A 17245-nucleotide genomic window follows, 5' to 3' on the forward strand; every position below is an offset into this window, starting at 1 on the left:
GAGAAAAAAACGTTATCGTAGCGGCCTGTTATTTTTTCAGAGAAGACAATGACTAACAGCCTCCCCTCCCGCGGTAAGCAAAGCGTGCTGCTGATTGCCGGGATCCTGATGATTGCCACCACGCTGCGCGTCACCTTTACTGGCGCAGCGCCGCTGCTGGATGCGATTCGTGCGGAATATGGGTTAACCACCGCGCAAACCGGAATGCTCACCACCCTGCCACTGCTGGCTTTTGCCTTGATATCGCCGCTGGCGGCCGGTGTGGCGCGCCGTTTCGGCATGGAACGCAGCCTGTTCGCGGCGATGGTGCTGATTTGCCTTGGTATCGCCCTTCGTTCCCTGCCCTCAGCACTGCTGCTGTTTACGGGTACAGCGATCATCGGCTGCGGGATCGCGCTCGGCAACGTGCTGCTGCCGGGGATAATAAAACGCGACTTCGCCCAACATGTGGCGAAACTGACAGGCGCTTACTCACTCACCATGGGCGCAGCGGCGGCGCTCGGCTCGTCGGTCGTTGTGCCGCTGGCGCAATACGGTGCAGGCTGGCATGGCGCATTATTGATGCTGATGATCTTTCCGTTACTGGCGCTGTTGCTGTGGCTCCCCCGACTGCGCCACGGCGCACCTGCGGCACTCAGTAACGCCGGCGCGCTGCATAGTCGCAGGATCTGGCGCTCCTGGCTTGCCTGGCAGGTCACGCTGTTTTTAGGGATCAACTCATTAATCTATTACATCGTCATTGGCTGGCTGCCGTCGATTCTGATAGCGCACGGCTTCAGTGAAGCGCAGGCGGGATCAGTACATGGCATTCTGCAACTGGCGACAGCAATGCCGGGGCTGCTGGTGCCGCTGGTGCTGCACCGGTTGAAAGATCAGCGCGGTATCGCTGTCGTGGTCGCGCTGCTGTGTGCTGTCGGTTCACTGGGATTGTGGCTGGTACCGGAACATGCCACGCTCTGGACCCTTGTTTTTGGCTTCGGCTCCGGCGCGACGATGATCCTCGGGTTAACGTTTATCGGTCTGCGTGCCAGCTCCGCTCACCAGGCTGCCGCGCTTTCCGGTATGGCGCAATCGGTCGGTTATCTGCTGGCGGCTTGCGGGCCGCCGCTGATGGGGAAAATTCATGATGCCAGCGGCGACTGGCATCTTCCGCTGCTGGCCTGTGCCGTGTTATCGGTGGTTATGGCGGTTTGCGGGGCATTCGCCGGGCGCGATCGCGAAATGGCGTAAAGACGTGCCAGTCACTCACCACCGCTTCCGGAGGGGGTTCAGAGGTAGAAAAAAAACAGGCCCGCAGGCCTGTTTTTTTATTCACATGCCGCGCGCAGCATCGCCTGAACCAGCGGTACCGGACGCCCGGCGAGCGCCGCGCGTTCATGCTGGAACAAGGTGGCAACAAAAAACGGGTGCGTCATCAGCTCCACAGCACGGATCTCTCCGTCTTCATCCCAACCGGTAACCCGCAGATCGCCGCTTTCCAGCTCGCGGGCAAACTCTTCTGCTACGCCAAAGCTGCACCGGTAGGCTTCTTCAATAAGTTCACGGCCGTAAGCGCGGGCAATTAACGTGTTAGGTCGCAGTTCGATAGCACCGTTTTGGTCCACCAGCGCACAGGTCAGCGGCGTGATCACCATCCGGCCGACGTTTTCCGTTTCGGCGTGCGCCGCATCTGCCCAGCCGAGCACATTGCGGGCATATTCAATGACCGCATGCTGGAAGCCGCCGCACGTCCCGAGGAACGGCACCGCGTTTTCACGTGCGTATTTAATGGCGATAAAGGCGCCATTGGCGTTTTTATAGGGGCTTCCCGGCACAACCCAGATGGCGTCATAGCCAACCAGATCTTCATCGCTGTTGATTTCGCTGGTGGGTAACCAGTCGTAATCCGCGGTGATTTCCAGCACGGCAGCGGCATCATCAATCGCCAGTGGGATCGCCTGATGTGCAACAACATCGTGGCTGTAATCGCCGACCAATGCGATGCGTAATGTTTTTTTCGGAGGAATGTGATGCATGAATGTGTCCTTATGCCGGAGCGGATAACGAATAACATAAGGAATATCACATTAGCTGTCTTTTAATGTAATCACAACAACTTAAAATCAGCAGGCATATATCATGCAAAATTATGAAAAAATAGTTTTCCGGCAAGGCATTAGGGCAAATGAGATGCACCAAACTAAAATTCTTGTCAGCGCGTGCCTGATGGGTTTCAACGTGCGTTACAACGGCAGTGCTAAAGCGGCGCTACATGAGGCGCTACGACGCTGGCAGCAGGAAGATCGTCTGGTGATCCACTGTCCGGAACTGGCCGCCGGTTTACCCGTGCCGCGAAGACCGGCGGAAATTATCGCCGGCCACGGCGCAGACGTGATGCGTGAACAGGCGCGGATTGTCGAAAACGATGGGCGGGACGTTACCGCACACTATCAGTTAGCAGCCTGGCTGGCGCTGCAGGCTGCGCAGAACGCGGGATGTCGCGCAGCCCTGCTCACCGATGGCAGCCCCACCTGCGGCAGCCAGTTTATCTATAATGGAACCTTTAGCGGCACGCGTCGGCAAGGTATGGGCGTAGCGGCCGCGCTACTGGAAGAACACGGCATTCGCGTCTTTTCCGATCGGGAATTACCGGCGCTGGTGGCGTGGATTGAAGAGATGGAGAGGTCACAATGATCCAGTGCAAACGGGTATATGATCCCGCCGCCGATGACGACGGCTATCGGGTGTTAGTCGACAGGCTCTGGCCGCGCGGCATCAGGAAAACGGATTTGGCCTGCGATGAATGGAATAAAACGCTGGCACCATCAACAGAACTGCGCAAAGCGTTTCACGGCGAAGCCATTGATTTCGCCGCGTTCAGTGAAAGCTACCGTCAGGAACTTGCCGCGCAGGAAGAGGCAGGAAAAACGCTGGCGGCACGCGGGAAAAAAGGTACCGTCACGCTGTTATACGCGGCAAAAAACAGTGAGCAGAACCACGCGCTGGTGCTGGCTCAGTGGCTGCGCTCGCTGGCTTAACCGATAACGCGCTCGCGCACATCCTGAGGTTCGCTGTCCGGCTGCAGCGGCATCAGATGTTCGGCGCGCACAAACGCGAAGCCATGCTGACCATCAAAAGCGGTCACATCGCCGGTCACCAGCCACAGCGCACGCGCGGCATTACGTGGCATTTCTGTTACCACGCCGTTCACCGGATTAAGAAAACGCTCGCCGGGCTGACACAGCCCAAAAAGCTCAACGGATTTGCCAATATTGCTGCGGCCATTGGCGGTTTGGGCACCGATAATTAAAGCCGGGCTGCCCGGACGTAACTGGAACATGCTTCTCTCATGCGCTCCCGCGCCAGCTGAAAATAGGATAATTCTGAGAGAGAAGTGTACCCTGGCGACCCGGCGATTGTCACGTGGTGCGATTACGGGTGATCGCGCCGCCACAGCGCCCATTCATCGATCACTTCGCCGCCCGGCAATTTGCACTCGGTGCGTACGCCTTGTGGGCTTTGCACCGGCACGCGCTCGCCGCCCCGCTGCTGGCAATAAACCGCCGCCGGGTTAGCCATACCGATTTGTGGGGGGCGGGGAGATTCAGGCTGTGTGGCAGAACACGCCGCGAGAACAACAGGTAACGCCAGTAACCAATAACGCATCTTTTTTTCCTTAAATCGCCTGTAAACCGCTTTCCAGCATAGCCATGCAACAGCGATATCTCCATGATTTCTCCATTCTTACTGCACTTTCAGCGGGTATAGTTAGCCTCGTTCTCACCCATGACCAGAGAACATCATTCCGTAATCAATGAGTTTTTGCCCCGCTTCATCAACGGGGCTTTTTTTCGTTCTCGCCTGCAACTTTTTAATGCCACCCCGCTACGATATGTAAATCATGTTTTTTTCATGATTTAATGACGCGCCATAAAATCTTTAGCTTTAATGTCCATATCACCAGGGCACAGGAGTAAAAAAGTCATGTCCGATTTCATCCTCGCCCGTGTCTCTGAAACGCTGTCAAAAGAACACTCGCTTGAAGGGTTAGTTCGCCAGTTTCTGGAAATGCTGGAAATGGTGACAGATATGGAATCGACGTACTTAACGAAAATTAGTGACAACCCCCGCCTGCAGCACATTGTCTATTCCCGCAACAGTAAACAGCTTGATATCCCGGAAGGGTTCTCCCTGCCGTGGGGCGATAGCCTGTGCAAACGCGCACTGGATGATGGCTGCCCGTTCAGCAATGACGTAGCCAACCGCTGGAAAGATTGCGAAGCGGCGCAGGCGCTGGGCATCACCACCTATTTAAGTACCCCGGTTCATCTGGCCGACGGTTCGCTTTATGGCACGTTATGCGCTGCCAGCCATGCCAGAAAATCACTGAGCATGCGTGGTAAACAGGTCCTGCGACTGTTTGCCAGACTGATTGCGCAATTCATTGAAAAAGAGAGTCTCGTTGATCAGTTGCGCGAAGCTAACGCGGCGCTGATCGCCTACTCCTATACCGATGCGCTGACCGGGCTACCCAACCGGCGCGCTATCTTCGAAAATCTCGCAGCGCTATTTTCCCTCGCCCGCCATCTGGAAATGCACGTGATTATCGCTTTTATCGATCTCGATAATTTCAAAGGCATCAATGACCAGTTGGGACATGAAGCTGGCGATCAGTTTCTTATTGAAGTGGGTAAACGGCTGGCGACAGATCGCGGTAAAGACGATATCGTCGGGCGTCTTGGCGGTGATGAGTTTTTACTCGCCTGCCTGGGCGGGCCGCTGAAGCAGGCGGAAGGTATCCATTTAACGTCGCTGAAAAAGAGCCTCGACAAACGCATTACCGGCGAATATCAGCTCGGGGAAAAACGAATTTTCTACCCGGGCGCCAGCGTGGGCGTCATCGAAATCAACCCAAAATTGACCGATGCCGAGGGTGCGTTACAAGCGGCAGATGAAGCGATGTATCACGTGAAGAAGCATAAAGAAAAAAAACCTTTTATTCGTCTCGATTAAGCATATCTCTGTGATATACAGGCTTGAGAAAAATCTCATTTTCTTCTATTTCTTATACAATTGATTTCTGGCGATTATCGCCAGCAAAGGAGTTTTCGTGAGAAAGACAACCATCATTATGCTCGTCGTGGCGGTTATTGCTGTGGCCGGAACCCAATTCGGTTGGTGGTAATTGCGCGTCAGGATTTTTATTAAGCGGTAAGCCTAAGCGCATGATGGAGTCATCTGAACAGAACACCACCGTCTCATTGATTTGGGCAGGAGCTCGCTATGTTCACTGGTCTCAAAAAAAGCGAAAGCAAACGGCTTGCCGCACTGGAGCTGCTGAGTAAGGAAGATAAATCCCGCGATGCAGCACTAGCCGAATTTGCGCGTCTGGCATGTGAAGTGATGGGCGTCGAAGGATGTTTTATCACAACATTCGACGACGAATATCAATATATCAAATATGTTAAGAATATCCCGATTGAGCACGTCAAAATTCGTATCGAACAGACCATGTGCCAATATTCGCTGCACGGTTGCCAGACCGTTATTAGTTCCGATACCCGGCTCGATGAACGATTTAATCATCAACCTTTGGTAAAAAGCGGCAATATTCTTTTTTACGCGTCGGCACCAATGATAAATAAAGACGGCACGGTGCTGGGCACGTTATGTGTCAGTCATCCTGAAATTTATACGCCGACATCACGCCAGATAACCAATTTCCACCGCGTCGCCGCGCTCGCCACCGTTTATCTTGAATCCTGCTATACCATTGGGTTAATCGATGCCCTCACCGGTTTACCGAATCGTCAGTTTCTGGTGAAAGAGATGGAGCGACTGACGCTGGAAAAAACGAGCGGCAGCTACGCCCTGATGATTTTTGACTGTATTGATATGCCGCGCGCGTATGAATTATCCCGCTACCTGGGCGTGGAAGCGCTGGAGAAGATGCTGCGCAGTTTCGGGCCACTGCTGCGCTTGCGCTTAAAGCTGAAAGAAGAGACCACGCTGTATGCTTTCACCACCGGGCGCTACGCTGTGCTGGTCGATATGGACTATGCGCTGACGCTGGCAAAACGGGCGGAAAAATTGCCTGGAATAAAGGCGAAAATCACCGGCGACATTGATATCAATCTGACGATCCACGCAGGCTATGTGAAATTTTCGCCGCAGGACGATAACGTGCAGGAGATTGTACGCCAGGGCATCAGCGCGCTGCATGAATCAATCCGCGAAAAGATCCGGGTGTTGCAGTTCAACCCGATTCTCGATCACAAGCGGAATAAAGATTTTAAGCTGCTCTACGATCTCAGCGAGGCAATCAAAGCCACCGATCAGCTCTACCTCGTTTTTCAACCTAAGATTTCGCTGCGTTCTGGCAAAACCGAAGGCGTGGAAGCGCTGTTACGCTGGAAGCACCCGGAACTGGGACAGATCTCACCGGCAGTGATTGTGGCGCTGGCGGAAAAAACCACGCTGATGACGGACTTGACGCAGTGGGTGATTAAGTCGGTGATTTCTCAGCTTAAACAGTGGAAACAGCAAGGTATTCTGCTGCCGGTGTCCATTAACGTCACGGTCAGTGATTTTTCGCGCCCCGGATTTGCCGATGAACTGGAACAGAACGTGCTGGCCGCCGGGCTGTTCACCTCGGATGTCCGTATTGAATGCCTGGAGACCGAGAAAGTGCTGGAAAGCGATCCGGCACTGGAAGAACTTGACCGTTTAAAATTGCTTGGCTTTACCATTTTGCTGGATGACTTTGGCGCAGGATACAGCAATATCAGTTATTTACGCCGCATTCCCATCGATGTGATTAAGCTTGACCGTTCGCTGGTAAGCCAGGTCACCACTGACACCGGCAGCCGGATTATCGCCCGCAACGTCATTATGATGCTCAAAGAGTTGCATTATGTGGTGCTGGCGGAAGGGATTGAAGATCTGGAAACCGCGCGAATGCTTGCCGAATACGGCTGCGATGAAGCGCAGGGCTATCTTTTCTCACGTCCGCTATCACCCGAGGAGATCCCGGCCTGGCTCGCGGATAACAAACCGTTCCGCTTATTATCGAAGATGGCGACAGAGCCGCAGCAGCAACATTTGTACGGTTCGTAATGCCGATAAATTAGCCTGACTGTTGTATTTCCCAACAGTCAGGCTTTGTCACGAAAATGTCATAAAAAACCGATCACATTCCGCTTCAAGTAGTTAACTCAAATTCTGCGTGTTTACTGCCCTTCCCTCATTAAAGCTGCGCTTAAACCCGTCGATATTGCTGGTGTGCGCTCTTTTTTGCGCCTCACTGACTATGGGAAGTATCGATTGATGAAACTCAACCATCTCACTATCGGGCAACGGCTCGGTTTCCTGGCGGCCATTCTTTTACTGGCAACGCTGTTTATGGGTATTCGCGGGTTGTCGATTAACGCCAGCGGATTAGTACAAAACCAACAGATCATGGCCACGGAGAAGGTGGTTGCGGAGAGTATCGACACGGCCCGCAACGCGCAGGTGCAGTTTAAGATTCAGGTGCAGGAGTGGAAAAACACCCTGCTGCGCGGCACGCAGGGACAACAAGCGTTCGACAAGTATAAAAACGCCTTTGTCGAACAGAGCCAGAAAACGCAGGCGCTGTTGAAAACGCTCAGCGAACTGCTGCCGCAAATTGGGCTGCCCAATACCGAGGCCATCAAAACCATCAATTTACACGCTGAACTGGAAAGCCATTATCTGGCTGCGCTGCAGCAATACAGTGTTCAGGACGCCACCAGCGCCCAACGCGTCGATCATCTGGTGACAGGAATCGATCGTGAACCGACACGGATGATTGATGAGATGGTCGCCAGCACGCTGAAACAAGCGGAGCTTATCCGTGCGCAGACCGACGCGAGTAATCATGAGCATTACCAGCAAACACGCCTGATGCTCATGCTGGTAATGGCGTTCACGTTGATGGTCGGCATGCTGATCACCTGGTGGCTGATCCGCAGTATCACTCACCCGCTGGCACAGGCGGTATCGGTTGCCCGCAATGTCGCAGCCGGTGATTTACAGTCTGCTATCGTGGTGTCCGGGCGCGATGAAACCGCCGAACTGATGCAGGCCCTGCAGGAGATGAACGGTAACCTGACGCGCATCGTTACCGGCGTGCGTTCCGGCACCGAAACGATTGCCGGTGCGTCGCAGCAAATCGCCAGCGGCAGCCGTGAGCTTTCGTCGCGTAATGAAGCGCAGGCCAGCGCGCTGGAACAGACGGCGGCATCGATGGAAGAGCTCACCTCGGTGGTAAAAAACAACGCCGAGAATTCGCGTGTTGCCAGCGATATCACCCGGGAAGCGACCCGTGTGGCAAACCAGGGCGGCGAAGTGGTGGAAAAAGTTGTCACCACGATGAGTGAAATTAATCAGCTCTCCGGCGAAATCAGCAACATTATTGGCGTAATCGACAGTATCGCCTTCCAGACCAATATCCTGGCGCTGAACGCTGCCGTGGAAGCCGCACGCGCAGGAACCGAAGGCCGCGGCTTTGCGGTTGTCGCCTCTGAAGTTCGTGCGCTGGCACAACGTTCCGCGACAGCGGCGAAAGAGATCAGTGATTTGATCCAGCGCTCAGTCAGTCGTATTGATGAAGGCAATACGCTGGTGAAAAACGCCGGTAACGCCATGGAAGAGATCATGCAAAGCGTGGGACGCGTCAGCCAGTTAGTGGAGACGATTTCGCTGGCCAGTAATGAGCAAAGTACGGGCATCGATCAGGTACACATCGCTATTACCCAGATGGATGCCGCCACGCAGCAGAACGCTACGCTGTCGCAGGAATCTTCAGCCGCCGCGCACGCGATGCAGCAGCAGGCTGAGAATCTGCTGGAGATGGTGCAAATTTTCAAACTGCATGAGCAGCGCATCCCGGCATAGCTCCTGATGACCAGCTCCGGGCACGGCTCCGGGTTGGTCAATCAGCAATAGTGATGAATTAATACGCTGATCATAAATTTTATCAATCCAACCGCAGAAAAATTTGCGTTTGCGCACTTTATGCCTACAGGTTATAAAGTGCGCAAGTGATGGATATACGCTTTAACAATCTCAAAAAATCTTCGCTGGCAGTTTTGATGTCGAAACTGCCATCTTTCTTTTACTTTCATCTTCCCTTCAGGTACAACGCGACTTCAGCTTGCTCAGCACCTTCCTGCTCTCATTAATTGTATTTTTCTTCAAACGCCAGAACGGAAAAACAAAAGCGCGCCAGAGTAAATAATAGAAATGATCCGCTCCGGTCAACGTAACAACAGGTGTTCGTAATTTGCTGTAGTGGCTTGCATTAAATTGCTTAATGACTTTTTTACTGACGTTGCGATAGACCAGCCCCACGTCACGGTGATTTTCCCGCTGGCGAAAACGCTCACACTTACGCACTTTTTCTATACCCAGCGTAAACGGAATTGGCCCGGTGGTATTTAACACCCCCCGCATTCCGACACCATAGCGCCACGGCTTATAGCGTTTAAGCCGCTCAACGACCTCATCAATAACAGCTTTAATATAAGGTGAAGCCGGAGCGACAATAATATTCCATTGCTGGTACTCGCCATTTTTCAGAAAAGCAAGCTCTTCATGTTTGCCCATATTATTATCGCAACCCTGCGGTTTATTATCCCAGTTACATAATAATATTTCGCAATCGGGCGGAATAACTTCGCTAAACGGCACAGTGCAAGAGCTTTTGATATCTAAATAAACGCCACCTTCACGATACATCAATAAATAGCGAAAAAAATCCGCGCGCGCAGCGCCATACTGCGGATTTATTTTTTCATATAACGCCAGTATCTCCTGACCATAGTGCTCATGCAGATAGGCCAGCATTTTTTTCTCGTCGTAAAAATAATATTCCCAGTCGGGATTTAATTGCCTGAGACTGTCTATGGAGGCATGCACCTCTGCCGGTAGCGCTGCCATCCCCCGGGTGTAGACCTGGTGGATCTTATGCGGGATCGTATTCATCATCTATCCTAAGCTCATTAACTTTAAATACCTGAAAGGTAAAAACATAAAAACTGCTAAAGTATGAGAAAAAAGATAATGCGTTAATCTGACATTAGCATTACGCAGAGTCGGATAATTGTCTTGCAGAATCGTCTGCAACTGCCCTTGCCTGTTCTCAGTCAAGGGAGAGGAAATTTAACTTAAGGTTCTGCATGACCACGGAAAAACGGCTTTCCCGGTGGAAAAATGCCCGGTCCGGAAAAAAGTGAAGGGTTGCGTCAGCTCGCCCGGCAGAGGCGAGCCACGCTCGCTGTTGCGGTTTAATGCGTACGCAGGATATAGCTTATCGCATCCTGTTCCGATAGCCCGTACCCCTTCATAAAAACATCCATCGACTCATCCTGCGTTTCATTGAATAACGTTCCGCCGCCGCTGGTCTGCAGCTCGCCGGACACGACATCGCCTCTTTCGACATCGTAGCTCCCCAGTAGCTCCGCGACAGCGAACTCGCCGTTCTCATCGCGGATAACAATAAACCCAATGCGGTGTTCGTGATGAACGACATTACCTTTCATATGAACAATCCTTTCGTTGTTGTTCATTTCAGATTAGCTGAATCCGTACGCAGCGGAAATGCTCATTGCTGTATTTAGTGAGCCAGAGAACGATTCAGCTATTTATTTATGTGCCTTATCTTAAATATTCGTCAGCACACTAACTATCTCGCATGTTCACAAACGGCCTTTCTGACCAGGCGATAAAAAATTCAGATATATAATGTTTTTCAGTCTAACCGTAATTAAAGCACTTTTATTTTGTATGGCTATGTTTATGGCGCAAAACCTCTTTTTGTTTTACGGTTATCAGAAGTGCGTCAAAAAATATAAAGCTCAGAGTGAACCATGCCGTAAATATATATAAGAATTTAGCAATATCCCACGCCCGTCCTTTTTCCCGAGAATACTCACTATGCGCAACAATGAACCCGTTACACAGCAAGAGTACGTTTTCGATAATGATGCAACGTTAATGTCCACCACCGATCCGGACAGTTACATCAATTATGCCAATGATGCATTTATTGATGTCAGCGGCTTCTCACTGGAGGAGATCAAAGGCCAGCCGCACAATCTGGTGCGCCATCCGGATATGCCAAAGCAGGCGTTTGCCGATATGTGGTCGACATTGAAACAGGGAGAACCCTGGACAGCACTGGTAAAGAACCGCCGCAGTAATGGCGATCATTACTGGGTGCGCGCTAACGCGATTCCGGTGATTCGCCAGGGCAAAGTGAAAGGCTACATGTCGGTGCGTACCCGGCCAGCGGCAGAAGAAGTTACTGCCGCCGAAGAGGTTTATCGCCAGTTTCGTGAAGGCCAGGCGAGCGGCCGGCGTTTCCATAAAGGGTTAATTATCCGCACGGGCCTGATGCGCTGGCGCTCCCTGTTTGTCACCATGCCTCTGCGCTGGCGGTTACGTTCGGCGTTGATCATCGCGTTGCTATTCAGCCTTGCCGCTGCCTGGGGTCACGATCTGACGCCCGGTCAACTGGTCAGTTTCGCCAGTTTTATGACGCTCCTGCTGCTGTTTATCAATATCTGGCTGGAGCTGCAAATTGTCCGCCCGATTGAGCGCTTGTACCGCCAGGCTTTACAGGTGGCGAGTGGCGAAGCACATCAAGTCGATCAACCCAATCGGGTAGATGAAGTCGGTATGACATTGCGCGCGATAAGCCAGCTCGGCCTGATGTTTCGCTGGCTGGTCAACGATGTCAGCGGCCAGGCGATGACCGTGCTGAAAGCCTCGGAGTCTCTGAGACAAGGCAATGATGACCTGAGCCGCCAGACAGAACAGGCGGCGGCGAACGTTGAGCAAACGGCCGCGACGATGAACGAATTAACCGCCACGGTAAAAAGCAACCGGGAAACCGCCGCCGAAGTCACCGCCTTGTCACAAGGTACGCGCGATGCCGCACGGCAAGGTGGCCAGGTGATGCACCAGATGATAGAAATGATGACGGCGATTGCAGAAAGCTCACGGCAAATCGCCAGTATCACCAGTATTATCGACAGCATCGCCTTCCAGACCAACATTCTGGCGCTGAACGCGGCAGTTGAGGCGGCGCGAGCGGGTGAACAAGGTAAAGGTTTTGCCGTTGTCGCAGGAGAGGTACGCAGTCTGGCGCAGCGTAGTGCGCGAGCCGCCAGCGAAATCAAAGCATTGATTGAGAATAGCGTGACACATGTTAATTCCGGCAGCCAACTGGCGGACGACGCGGGAAAAACCATGAAGGAGATCGTTGAACAAGTGCAAAATGTGACCTCGCTGATAGCGCAGATCAGCGCGGCAACCGCCGAGCAGGCAACGGCGTTGAGTGAAGCCAGCCTGGCGGTGGAAGATCTGGATAAGATCACCCACCAGAATGCACAACGAGTACAAGAAGGGGCGGAAGCAACCGGTCGCCTGAACCAGCAGGCCATTCGCCTGGCGGAAGCGATATCGGTGTTCCGGTAACCCTTTGCAAAGCGAGCTCCGGGCGAAAACGCCCGGAGAATACATTGAGGTCGAAAATGATTCGGTTACGTCCCATGTCAGCGGCTGAATTCGCTGATTTCGTTGCTTATTTTATCCCTGATTATGCTACAGAAATTGCAGCAAATTACCGTTTATCCCAGGACGAGGCGACAGAACAAGCCAGGCGAGAAATTGAAATCAGTTTGCCGGAGGCGCAGAAAACCCCGGGCCATTCATTGACAACCATTACGCTTGTCGACAACGGCATGACCCGGATTGTGGGATCGCTATGGTACAGAGCCGACTTTATCGATAAATCCGCTTTTATTTATGATTTTTACCTGCGTCCTGCCTTTCGCGGCAAAGGCTTGGGAAGCCAGGCAATGCAATCTCTGGAGTCAAATCTTCGCGCGGCGGGGATTCGGCAAATTAAACTTCGCGTGGCGGCCGAAAACGAACATGCCAGAAAAGTGTATGAAGCGAATGGTTACCAGATTACTGGCTATAACATGAATAAACTGCTTTGAATTATGCCTGCATAAACTTTCGTATTAGGTGGTGTAAACCTGGATATCGCGCTCATTTTCTCGCCAACGACGGGCATAGTGTGGTCGCAACTACCAGAGGAGGCACCTATGAAAAAACTATTAATATGTTGTCTTTTTGGCAATACCGCCACATCACTGGCCAAAAAGATGCAAAAAGCGGCTAATGAACATGGTTATCCCCTGCTCGTCAGCGCTGTTGGCGTGGATAACTTCGCCAGCGTCGCCCCTGCTTTTGACTGTTTTTTGGTTGCGCCGCACATTCAGTACAAACTTGGTGAACTCAAAAATCACATAGCTGAAGAAGCCCCCATTGCCATTATTGAAAGTTACCCTTTCGCGTCGATGGATGGAGAAAAAGTATTGAGATTTGTAATGGATCGTATGCCTGAATTAACGCAGTGAACCCGTCCAAACCACGTCTTCGGACGTGGTTTTTTCAGCAAACAGGTTATTGCACTGGAATAATTATTTGCGACAAAGATAAGCGACCACCATTTTCAAAAGGTGGATAGCCACGGGCAACAAGACAATGAGCTGGAAAAAATGAACGGCATAGATTGAAAACTGCATCACGCCCGGCGCGGTTAAATAATTTGTCACCGGCGTATAAATCACCACTTGCCACGCCAGCAGATACAACCCCATCAACAGCGCAAAAACCACAACGCTATAAAGCAGAAATGTGGCCAGTTGTTTTCCGCTCAATGTATGGCTACGGCGAAAAGCATTTCGGTAAGCCGCGATGTAGAAACGCATCTCTATTGCCTCAGGTTCAGGATTGCAGCGTCGCCAGGCGTGCGGCGAAACCAACAAAAACCAGCCCCAGCAGTGAGTTACCCAACCGGGTGAGCTTCTTCCTGGTTTTTACCCACTGTGTGAGATACGAACCGGAAACGATCAGGAAACTGAAATAGCAGAAACTGATCAACTCCAGCGTACTGGCGAGAATAAAGAATGACATCCCAGGTCTTGCAAAAGAAATGTCGATAAATTGCACAAAGAAGGAGACATAAAACAAAATCGCTTTCGGATTCGTCAGGCTTAATATCAGCGCCCGCTTGAAGATATCGCCTTTATGCACGTCATGATCGCCCTCTTCTTTCGCGCCGCGTTTGAGCGTGGTGTACAACATTCTGACGCCAAGGTAGAGCAGATAAAACGCCCCAAGATAGCGAACGATGTTGAATAATACCGGCGTGGTTTTAATCAGCGTGGCAACGCCTGCATAGGCCAGAAACATCAGGACCGCATCACCAATAAACACGGCACTCGCTGCAACGTAGCCATTTCGTAATCCATGGGCAACACTGGTTTTCAATACAAAAAAGGTATTCGGCCCCGGCAATAAAATGATGAAAATAGCACCGATAAAATAGGACCAGTAACTGAGAACTCCATATTCGGCAAACACAACAACTCCTGTAAAACAATACATAAAACTTATAGATACAACAGTATCACACCGCCGCCGCGGCGCACAGGAGTACGCACAAAATGCGGCTGAAGCGTAGATTAGCGCTGCCGATAATTACTCAATGTGCCTGGCGAAAGCAGGTTTTAAGTAAAATTTACTACGTTAATGCTCGTCTTCATTATTAAGCGGGTATATGTCTTTATCACCGGTTTGGTAATGAAATATAGTCAGGTGCTCAATGTTAATGCCGCCATGCCCGACATGAACCCGATCGCTAAAAATAGTGCGCTTTAGACCATCCCAAAGATCTATCAGGCTTGTGACGGGATTCGTTCCAGCATGAGATAAACGGTGAGCATTTTATAAAGGAAAAGAGCGTCTATTAAACTCGCCTGCCCATCCCGCATCGTGTGTGTTTTTTTTGTGCAACACCTTCCATCACTGCCCAAAGATCGCCCCCTCGTTAAACGCAAAAGGATTCTTTGCTTGAATACTGGCTTTTCATCCAGTATAAGTGCTGTACGAAAAAACAGTGAAAAGGGCTGCCTTGTGTTTGTTGAACTGGTTTATGACAAGCGTAATGTTGCGGGTTTACCCGGCGCTAAAGAGATTATCCTCGAAGAACTGACTAAACGTGTGCACCGCATTTTTCCTGATGCCGACGTGCGCGTAAAACCGATGCAGGCCAATGGTCTGAACAGCGACGCCAGCAAAAGCGATCGTGAAAAGCTCAACCGTATGCTCGAAGAGATGTTTGAAGAGTCGGACATGTGGCTGGTACAGGAGTAATTTTCTCCCCCCTGTACCGGCAGGTAATAGTGAAAAGCGAGTCCTTATCTATGCGCTCCTGCTTTCCCCATTACAGTTTGAATTCCAGCGTCGCGTTTTTTAAGGCCGCATACGCCGCTGGTGAAGGTGGTTTCGGGAGTCTCGCTTGCGTGACAGCGATAATAGCCGCGCGGCAAAGCGCTAGATCGCCGCTTATCGGCCGCGCATCTTCTAAAGCGCCATTCTCAGCAAGCCTGATTTGCAGCGTACATGATTTCCCGGCGTAACGATCCCCCTCAAAAAGGTGGCTTTCAGTCGCCGATTTGATCTGCCCTGCATAGCGGTTGATATCGCTTTCCGCCGCGGTTACCTGTGTCCTTTTATACCCGGCAAACATGTTATCGACTTTATCGTTCACCCCTGCGCGCTGCGTTGCAGAACCGGTCTTTGTGCAACCCGGGAGTAATAATGACGTTACCAATAGCACCGCATATCTGGCGTTAATTTTCATTATCTTCCTTTGTAAGGCTTATTTTATAAAAGGGAACAATTTAACAAATAGCGACCGGCAATTATATTCCACCGGCCTGAATTTACCTTAAGTCAAAAAAAATATTTCACTCGTCTGTCATCACCCTAAGTGTAGAACTCATTGAGCAGTGGAAGGTAATTTTCAATCCTTGCCTTTTCGTCTGAAAACGCCAACGCTGAGACGGACTTGTTAAGTATTCAGAGAATTCGCATCTTTCTTTTTCCGGCGTATAAAAAAGCCCCGCAGGTTGCGAGGCTTTGTGGGTAAAACGTGAGCTGTATTAATTAAAAACACCATTGATGATCGCGGTAACAATAGCGGTGCTCAGCGCAACCAGAACCAGATCATCTCCGACAATGCGCCACTCATAACCCGGATAGTAAGGCAGTTGGCCAAGCATGGAGGCCGGTACTGCTTTTTTCGCAATCCCCGGAGGCAAAGGTTTGCCACGGGCAAGATTTTTCGCAATCCCCGGCGGGAGAGACTGATAGCCGGTCAGGCCGTAATTGACTGCCAGGGAACGGGCACGCGAGGCACTAATATCTGACTCAACATGGTCCGGCTTTCCATAGTTTTTACGGTTAACCTGGTCATCGGAAGAGGGGTTATTACTTTTATTAGCATGGTTACCGCTATTGCCATGATTGCCGTTACTGTTGCCATGACCGCCGCCGTTTCCATTACCATTTCCCGGATTTGCGAATACAGGCGCGGAAAATACGGCCAACGAAATCACCGCCGCAAGTGCAGCATTAAGAGTGCGACGTTTAAACATGATCTTTATACCTCTAAAGTAAGCACACATTATTAGAGTAAATAGTATTTATTGCCTCAACCATATAGCGGATTCTTATTTTTAATTAGGCTGGTATATAACCTTAAAAAAACGGGAACCAACCGGCTCCCGTTCTTATTTAACCCAGAAACTGGATCACATGTGCACGATAATCGGGTCGCTCATGCCTTTGTCGATCAGATCTGCAGACTCAACCCAGCTCATGTGGCGTAATAATGATTGATGAGACTATCTATATCCCATTGATAAAAATAACGAATTTTCGCTCTCGATACGTTGAATCTACAATGAGCAATAACCCTCTGATTACAAAAACTTTTTTTGATAACCACTTTTTGTCACAACGTCGCGAGTCGTTTTTGTTTTGGTTTCGAGCACAAGTATTAATAAAACAAAAGCATAACATGCGTTAACACGACTTATCCGTAAGCAGCTATTCAATTCCTGGGAAGCCTATTTAATCCGCTTTCATCGTCGCTGGGCGTAGGTTCAAGTTCCCTCTTACCAACCCCAAAAAGCCCATGAAACTTACCCACTGATCCTAGTAGGCGACTTTTAGTGTCATTACTGTAAATTTCTGCAAGAATTTATATGCTTCTTTATCGGGCCGGGTTGGAGTTTGCCAGCGACCGGACTGCGGATTCCCTCCCGCAAAGCCGTTATTTCTCTTCAGGAGAACAAATGCACACCCGTAAATGGAATGGCGT

Annotated in this window: 19 protein-coding genes; 10 read left to right on the forward strand and 9 right to left on the reverse strand. The window is 51.0% G+C overall.

Annotation, left to right across the window (positions count from 1 at the left end):
• The first annotated feature begins 48 nt into the window (after window positions 1–48).
• Window positions 49–1230: a CynX/NimT family MFS transporter gene (locus AAIG26_RS10650; protein WP_269230821.1), complete on the forward strand. Its 1182-nt coding sequence runs from the start codon at window positions 49–51 to the stop codon at window positions 1228–1230.
• A 77-nt stretch (window positions 1231–1307) separates the two neighbouring features.
• Here AAIG26_RS10650 and AAIG26_RS10655 read toward each other — a convergent pair whose 3' ends face one another.
• Window positions 1308–2015 carry a CTP synthase gene (locus AAIG26_RS10655; protein ID WP_343179746.1) on the reverse strand — a complete coding sequence of 236 codons (708 nt, stop codon included), beginning with the start codon at window positions 2013–2015 and terminating at the stop codon, window positions 1308–1310.
• A gap of 154 nt (window positions 2016–2169) precedes the next feature.
• Between AAIG26_RS10655 and AAIG26_RS10660 the strand changes: the two genes are divergently transcribed.
• Both AAIG26_RS10660 and AAIG26_RS10665 read left to right on the forward strand, forming a co-directional pair.
• On the forward strand, window positions 2170–2673 hold the full coding sequence (locus tag AAIG26_RS10660; RefSeq protein WP_343179747.1) for a DUF523 domain-containing protein: 504 nt from the start codon (window positions 2170–2172) through the stop codon (window positions 2671–2673).
• Window positions 2670–3017, forward strand: coding sequence for a DUF488 domain-containing protein (locus AAIG26_RS10665; protein WP_020454048.1), 348 nt, complete (start codon window positions 2670–2672; stop codon window positions 3015–3017). The genes AAIG26_RS10660 and AAIG26_RS10665 overlap by 4 nt, the downstream gene beginning before the upstream one ends.
• Here AAIG26_RS10665 and AAIG26_RS10670 read toward each other — a convergent pair.
• Together AAIG26_RS10670 and AAIG26_RS10675 are read right to left on the reverse strand one after the other, a co-directional pair.
• Window positions 3014–3319 (reverse strand): hypothetical protein, encoded by a 306-nt coding sequence (locus AAIG26_RS10670; RefSeq protein WP_020454049.1) that lies wholly within the window; start codon window positions 3317–3319, stop codon window positions 3014–3016. The genes AAIG26_RS10665 and AAIG26_RS10670 overlap by 4 nt on opposite strands.
• Before the next feature lie 92 nt (window positions 3320–3411).
• Window positions 3412–3645 (reverse strand): DUF333 domain-containing protein, encoded by a 234-nt coding sequence (locus AAIG26_RS10675; RefSeq protein ID WP_020454050.1) that lies wholly within the window; start codon window positions 3643–3645, stop codon window positions 3412–3414.
• A 318-nt stretch (window positions 3646–3963) separates the two neighbouring features.
• Between AAIG26_RS10675 and AAIG26_RS10680 the strand changes: the two genes are divergently transcribed.
• The 3 genes from AAIG26_RS10680 to AAIG26_RS10690 all read left to right on the forward strand — a co-directional run bounded on the left by AAIG26_RS10680 (window position 3964) and on the right by AAIG26_RS10690 (window position 8895).
• Entirely contained in the window at window positions 3964–4992 is a 1029-nt protein-coding gene (locus AAIG26_RS10680; protein WP_343179748.1) for a sensor domain-containing diguanylate cyclase, read from the forward strand.
• Window positions 4993–5262: 270 nt separating this feature from the next.
• Window positions 5263–7095, forward strand: coding sequence for a sensor domain-containing phosphodiesterase (locus AAIG26_RS10685; RefSeq protein WP_045511613.1), 1833 nt, complete (start codon window positions 5263–5265; stop codon window positions 7093–7095).
• A 210-nt stretch (window positions 7096–7305) separates the two neighbouring features.
• On the forward strand, window positions 7306–8895 hold the full coding sequence (locus tag AAIG26_RS10690) for a methyl-accepting chemotaxis protein (protein ID WP_045511621.1): 1590 nt from the start codon (window positions 7306–7308) through the stop codon (window positions 8893–8895).
• 237 nt (window positions 8896–9132) lie between these two features.
• Here the strand turns inward: AAIG26_RS10690 and AAIG26_RS10695 are convergent, their stop codons facing one another.
• Window positions 9133–9987, reverse strand: coding sequence for a glycosyltransferase (locus AAIG26_RS10695; RefSeq protein WP_343179749.1), 855 nt, complete (start codon window positions 9985–9987; stop codon window positions 9133–9135).
• Window positions 9988–10286: 299 nt separating this feature from the next.
• A complete protein-coding gene (locus tag AAIG26_RS10700) occupies window positions 10287–10541 on the reverse strand; it encodes a hypothetical protein (RefSeq protein ID WP_020454056.1) in 255 nt (84 codons plus the stop codon).
• A gap of 394 nt (window positions 10542–10935) precedes the next feature.
• On the opposite strand from AAIG26_RS10700, the gene AAIG26_RS10705 reads away from it, so the two are divergent.
• From AAIG26_RS10705 to AAIG26_RS10715, 3 genes are all read left to right on the forward strand, one after another.
• Window positions 10936–12480 (forward strand): PAS domain-containing methyl-accepting chemotaxis protein, encoded by a 1545-nt coding sequence (locus AAIG26_RS10705; RefSeq protein WP_020454057.1) that lies wholly within the window; start codon window positions 10936–10938, stop codon window positions 12478–12480.
• Window positions 12481–12536: 56 nt separating this feature from the next.
• Complete coding sequence (locus AAIG26_RS10710; RefSeq protein ID WP_343179750.1) at window positions 12537–13007, forward strand: GNAT family N-acetyltransferase; 471 nt, start codon at window positions 12537–12539, stop codon at window positions 13005–13007.
• Between the two features lie 108 nt (window positions 13008–13115).
• Window positions 13116–13430, forward strand: coding sequence for a PTS cellobiose transporter subunit IIB (locus tag AAIG26_RS10715; RefSeq protein ID WP_020454059.1), 315 nt, complete (start codon window positions 13116–13118; stop codon window positions 13428–13430).
• A 63-nt stretch (window positions 13431–13493) separates the two neighbouring features.
• On the opposite strand, the gene AAIG26_RS10720 is transcribed toward AAIG26_RS10715, so the two are convergent.
• Window positions 13494–13784, reverse strand: coding sequence for a hypothetical protein (locus AAIG26_RS10720; protein ID WP_343179751.1), 291 nt, complete (start codon window positions 13782–13784; stop codon window positions 13494–13496).
• A gap of 16 nt (window positions 13785–13800) precedes the next feature.
• Window positions 13801–14439, reverse strand: a complete 639-nt coding sequence (gene leuE / locus AAIG26_RS10725; protein WP_343179752.1) for a leucine efflux protein LeuE — start codon at window positions 14437–14439, stop codon at window positions 13801–13803.
• 552 nt (window positions 14440–14991) lie between these two features.
• Between leuE and AAIG26_RS10730 the strand changes: the two genes are divergently transcribed.
• The gene (locus AAIG26_RS10730) at window positions 14992–15231 is read left to right on the forward strand and encodes a DinI family protein (protein ID WP_020454063.1); all 240 of its coding nucleotides are present in this window, start codon (window positions 14992–14994) and stop codon (window positions 15229–15231) included.
• A 70-nt stretch (window positions 15232–15301) separates the two neighbouring features.
• Here AAIG26_RS10730 and tolA read toward each other — a convergent pair whose 3' ends face one another.
• Both tolA and AAIG26_RS10740 read right to left on the reverse strand, forming a co-directional pair.
• Entirely contained in the window at window positions 15302–15721 is a 420-nt protein-coding gene (tolA, locus tag AAIG26_RS10735) for a cell envelope integrity protein TolA (RefSeq protein ID WP_343179753.1), read from the reverse strand.
• Window positions 15722–16022: 301 nt separating this feature from the next.
• Window positions 16023–16517, reverse strand: a complete 495-nt coding sequence (locus AAIG26_RS10740) for an anti-virulence regulator CigR family protein (protein WP_343179754.1) — start codon at window positions 16515–16517, stop codon at window positions 16023–16025.
• Between the last annotated feature and the right edge of the window lie 728 nt (window positions 16518–17245).

The organism is Kosakonia sp. PSU_27, assembly GCF_039409795.1.
Classification (GTDB): domain Bacteria; phylum Pseudomonadota; class Gammaproteobacteria; order Enterobacterales; family Enterobacteriaceae; genus Kosakonia.

What these genes read in the sequence shown, in the direction of transcription:
- AAIG26_RS10650 (WP_269230821.1), top strand. Translation starts at nt 49, where the DNA reads ATGACTAACAGCCTCCCCTCCCGCGGTAAGCAAAGCGTGCTGCTGATT.
- AAIG26_RS10655 (WP_343179746.1), bottom strand. Translation starts at nt 2,015, where the DNA reads ATGCATCACATTCCTCCGAAAAAAACATTACGCATCGCATTGGTCGGC.
- AAIG26_RS10660 (WP_343179747.1), top strand. Translation starts at nt 2,170, where the DNA reads ATGCACCAAACTAAAATTCTTGTCAGCGCGTGCCTGATGGGTTTCAAC.
- AAIG26_RS10665 (WP_020454048.1), top strand. Translation starts at nt 2,670, where the DNA reads ATGATCCAGTGCAAACGGGTATATGATCCCGCCGCCGATGACGACGGC.
- AAIG26_RS10670 (WP_020454049.1), bottom strand. Translation starts at nt 3,319, where the DNA reads ATGTTCCAGTTACGTCCGGGCAGCCCGGCTTTAATTATCGGTGCCCAA.
- AAIG26_RS10675 (WP_020454050.1), bottom strand. Translation starts at nt 3,645, where the DNA reads ATGCGTTATTGGTTACTGGCGTTACCTGTTGTTCTCGCGGCGTGTTCT.
- AAIG26_RS10680 (WP_343179748.1), top strand. Translation starts at nt 3,964, where the DNA reads ATGTCCGATTTCATCCTCGCCCGTGTCTCTGAAACGCTGTCAAAAGAA.
- AAIG26_RS10685 (WP_045511613.1), top strand. Translation starts at nt 5,263, where the DNA reads ATGTTCACTGGTCTCAAAAAAAGCGAAAGCAAACGGCTTGCCGCACTG.
- AAIG26_RS10690 (WP_045511621.1), top strand. Translation starts at nt 7,306, where the DNA reads ATGAAACTCAACCATCTCACTATCGGGCAACGGCTCGGTTTCCTGGCG.
- AAIG26_RS10695 (WP_343179749.1), bottom strand. Translation starts at nt 9,987, where the DNA reads ATGATGAATACGATCCCGCATAAGATCCACCAGGTCTACACCCGGGGG.
- AAIG26_RS10700 (WP_020454056.1), bottom strand. Translation starts at nt 10,541, where the DNA reads ATGAAAGGTAATGTCGTTCATCACGAACACCGCATTGGGTTTATTGTT.
- AAIG26_RS10705 (WP_020454057.1), top strand. Translation starts at nt 10,936, where the DNA reads ATGCGCAACAATGAACCCGTTACACAGCAAGAGTACGTTTTCGATAAT.
- AAIG26_RS10710 (WP_343179750.1), top strand. Translation starts at nt 12,537, where the DNA reads ATGATTCGGTTACGTCCCATGTCAGCGGCTGAATTCGCTGATTTCGTT.
- AAIG26_RS10715 (WP_020454059.1), top strand. Translation starts at nt 13,116, where the DNA reads ATGAAAAAACTATTAATATGTTGTCTTTTTGGCAATACCGCCACATCA.
- AAIG26_RS10720 (WP_343179751.1), bottom strand. Translation starts at nt 13,784, where the DNA reads ATGCGTTTCTACATCGCGGCTTACCGAAATGCTTTTCGCCGTAGCCAT.
- tolA (WP_343179753.1), bottom strand. Translation starts at nt 15,721, where the DNA reads ATGAAAATTAACGCCAGATATGCGGTGCTATTGGTAACGTCATTATTA.
- AAIG26_RS10740 (WP_343179754.1), bottom strand. Translation starts at nt 16,517, where the DNA reads ATGTTTAAACGTCGCACTCTTAATGCTGCACTTGCGGCGGTGATTTCG.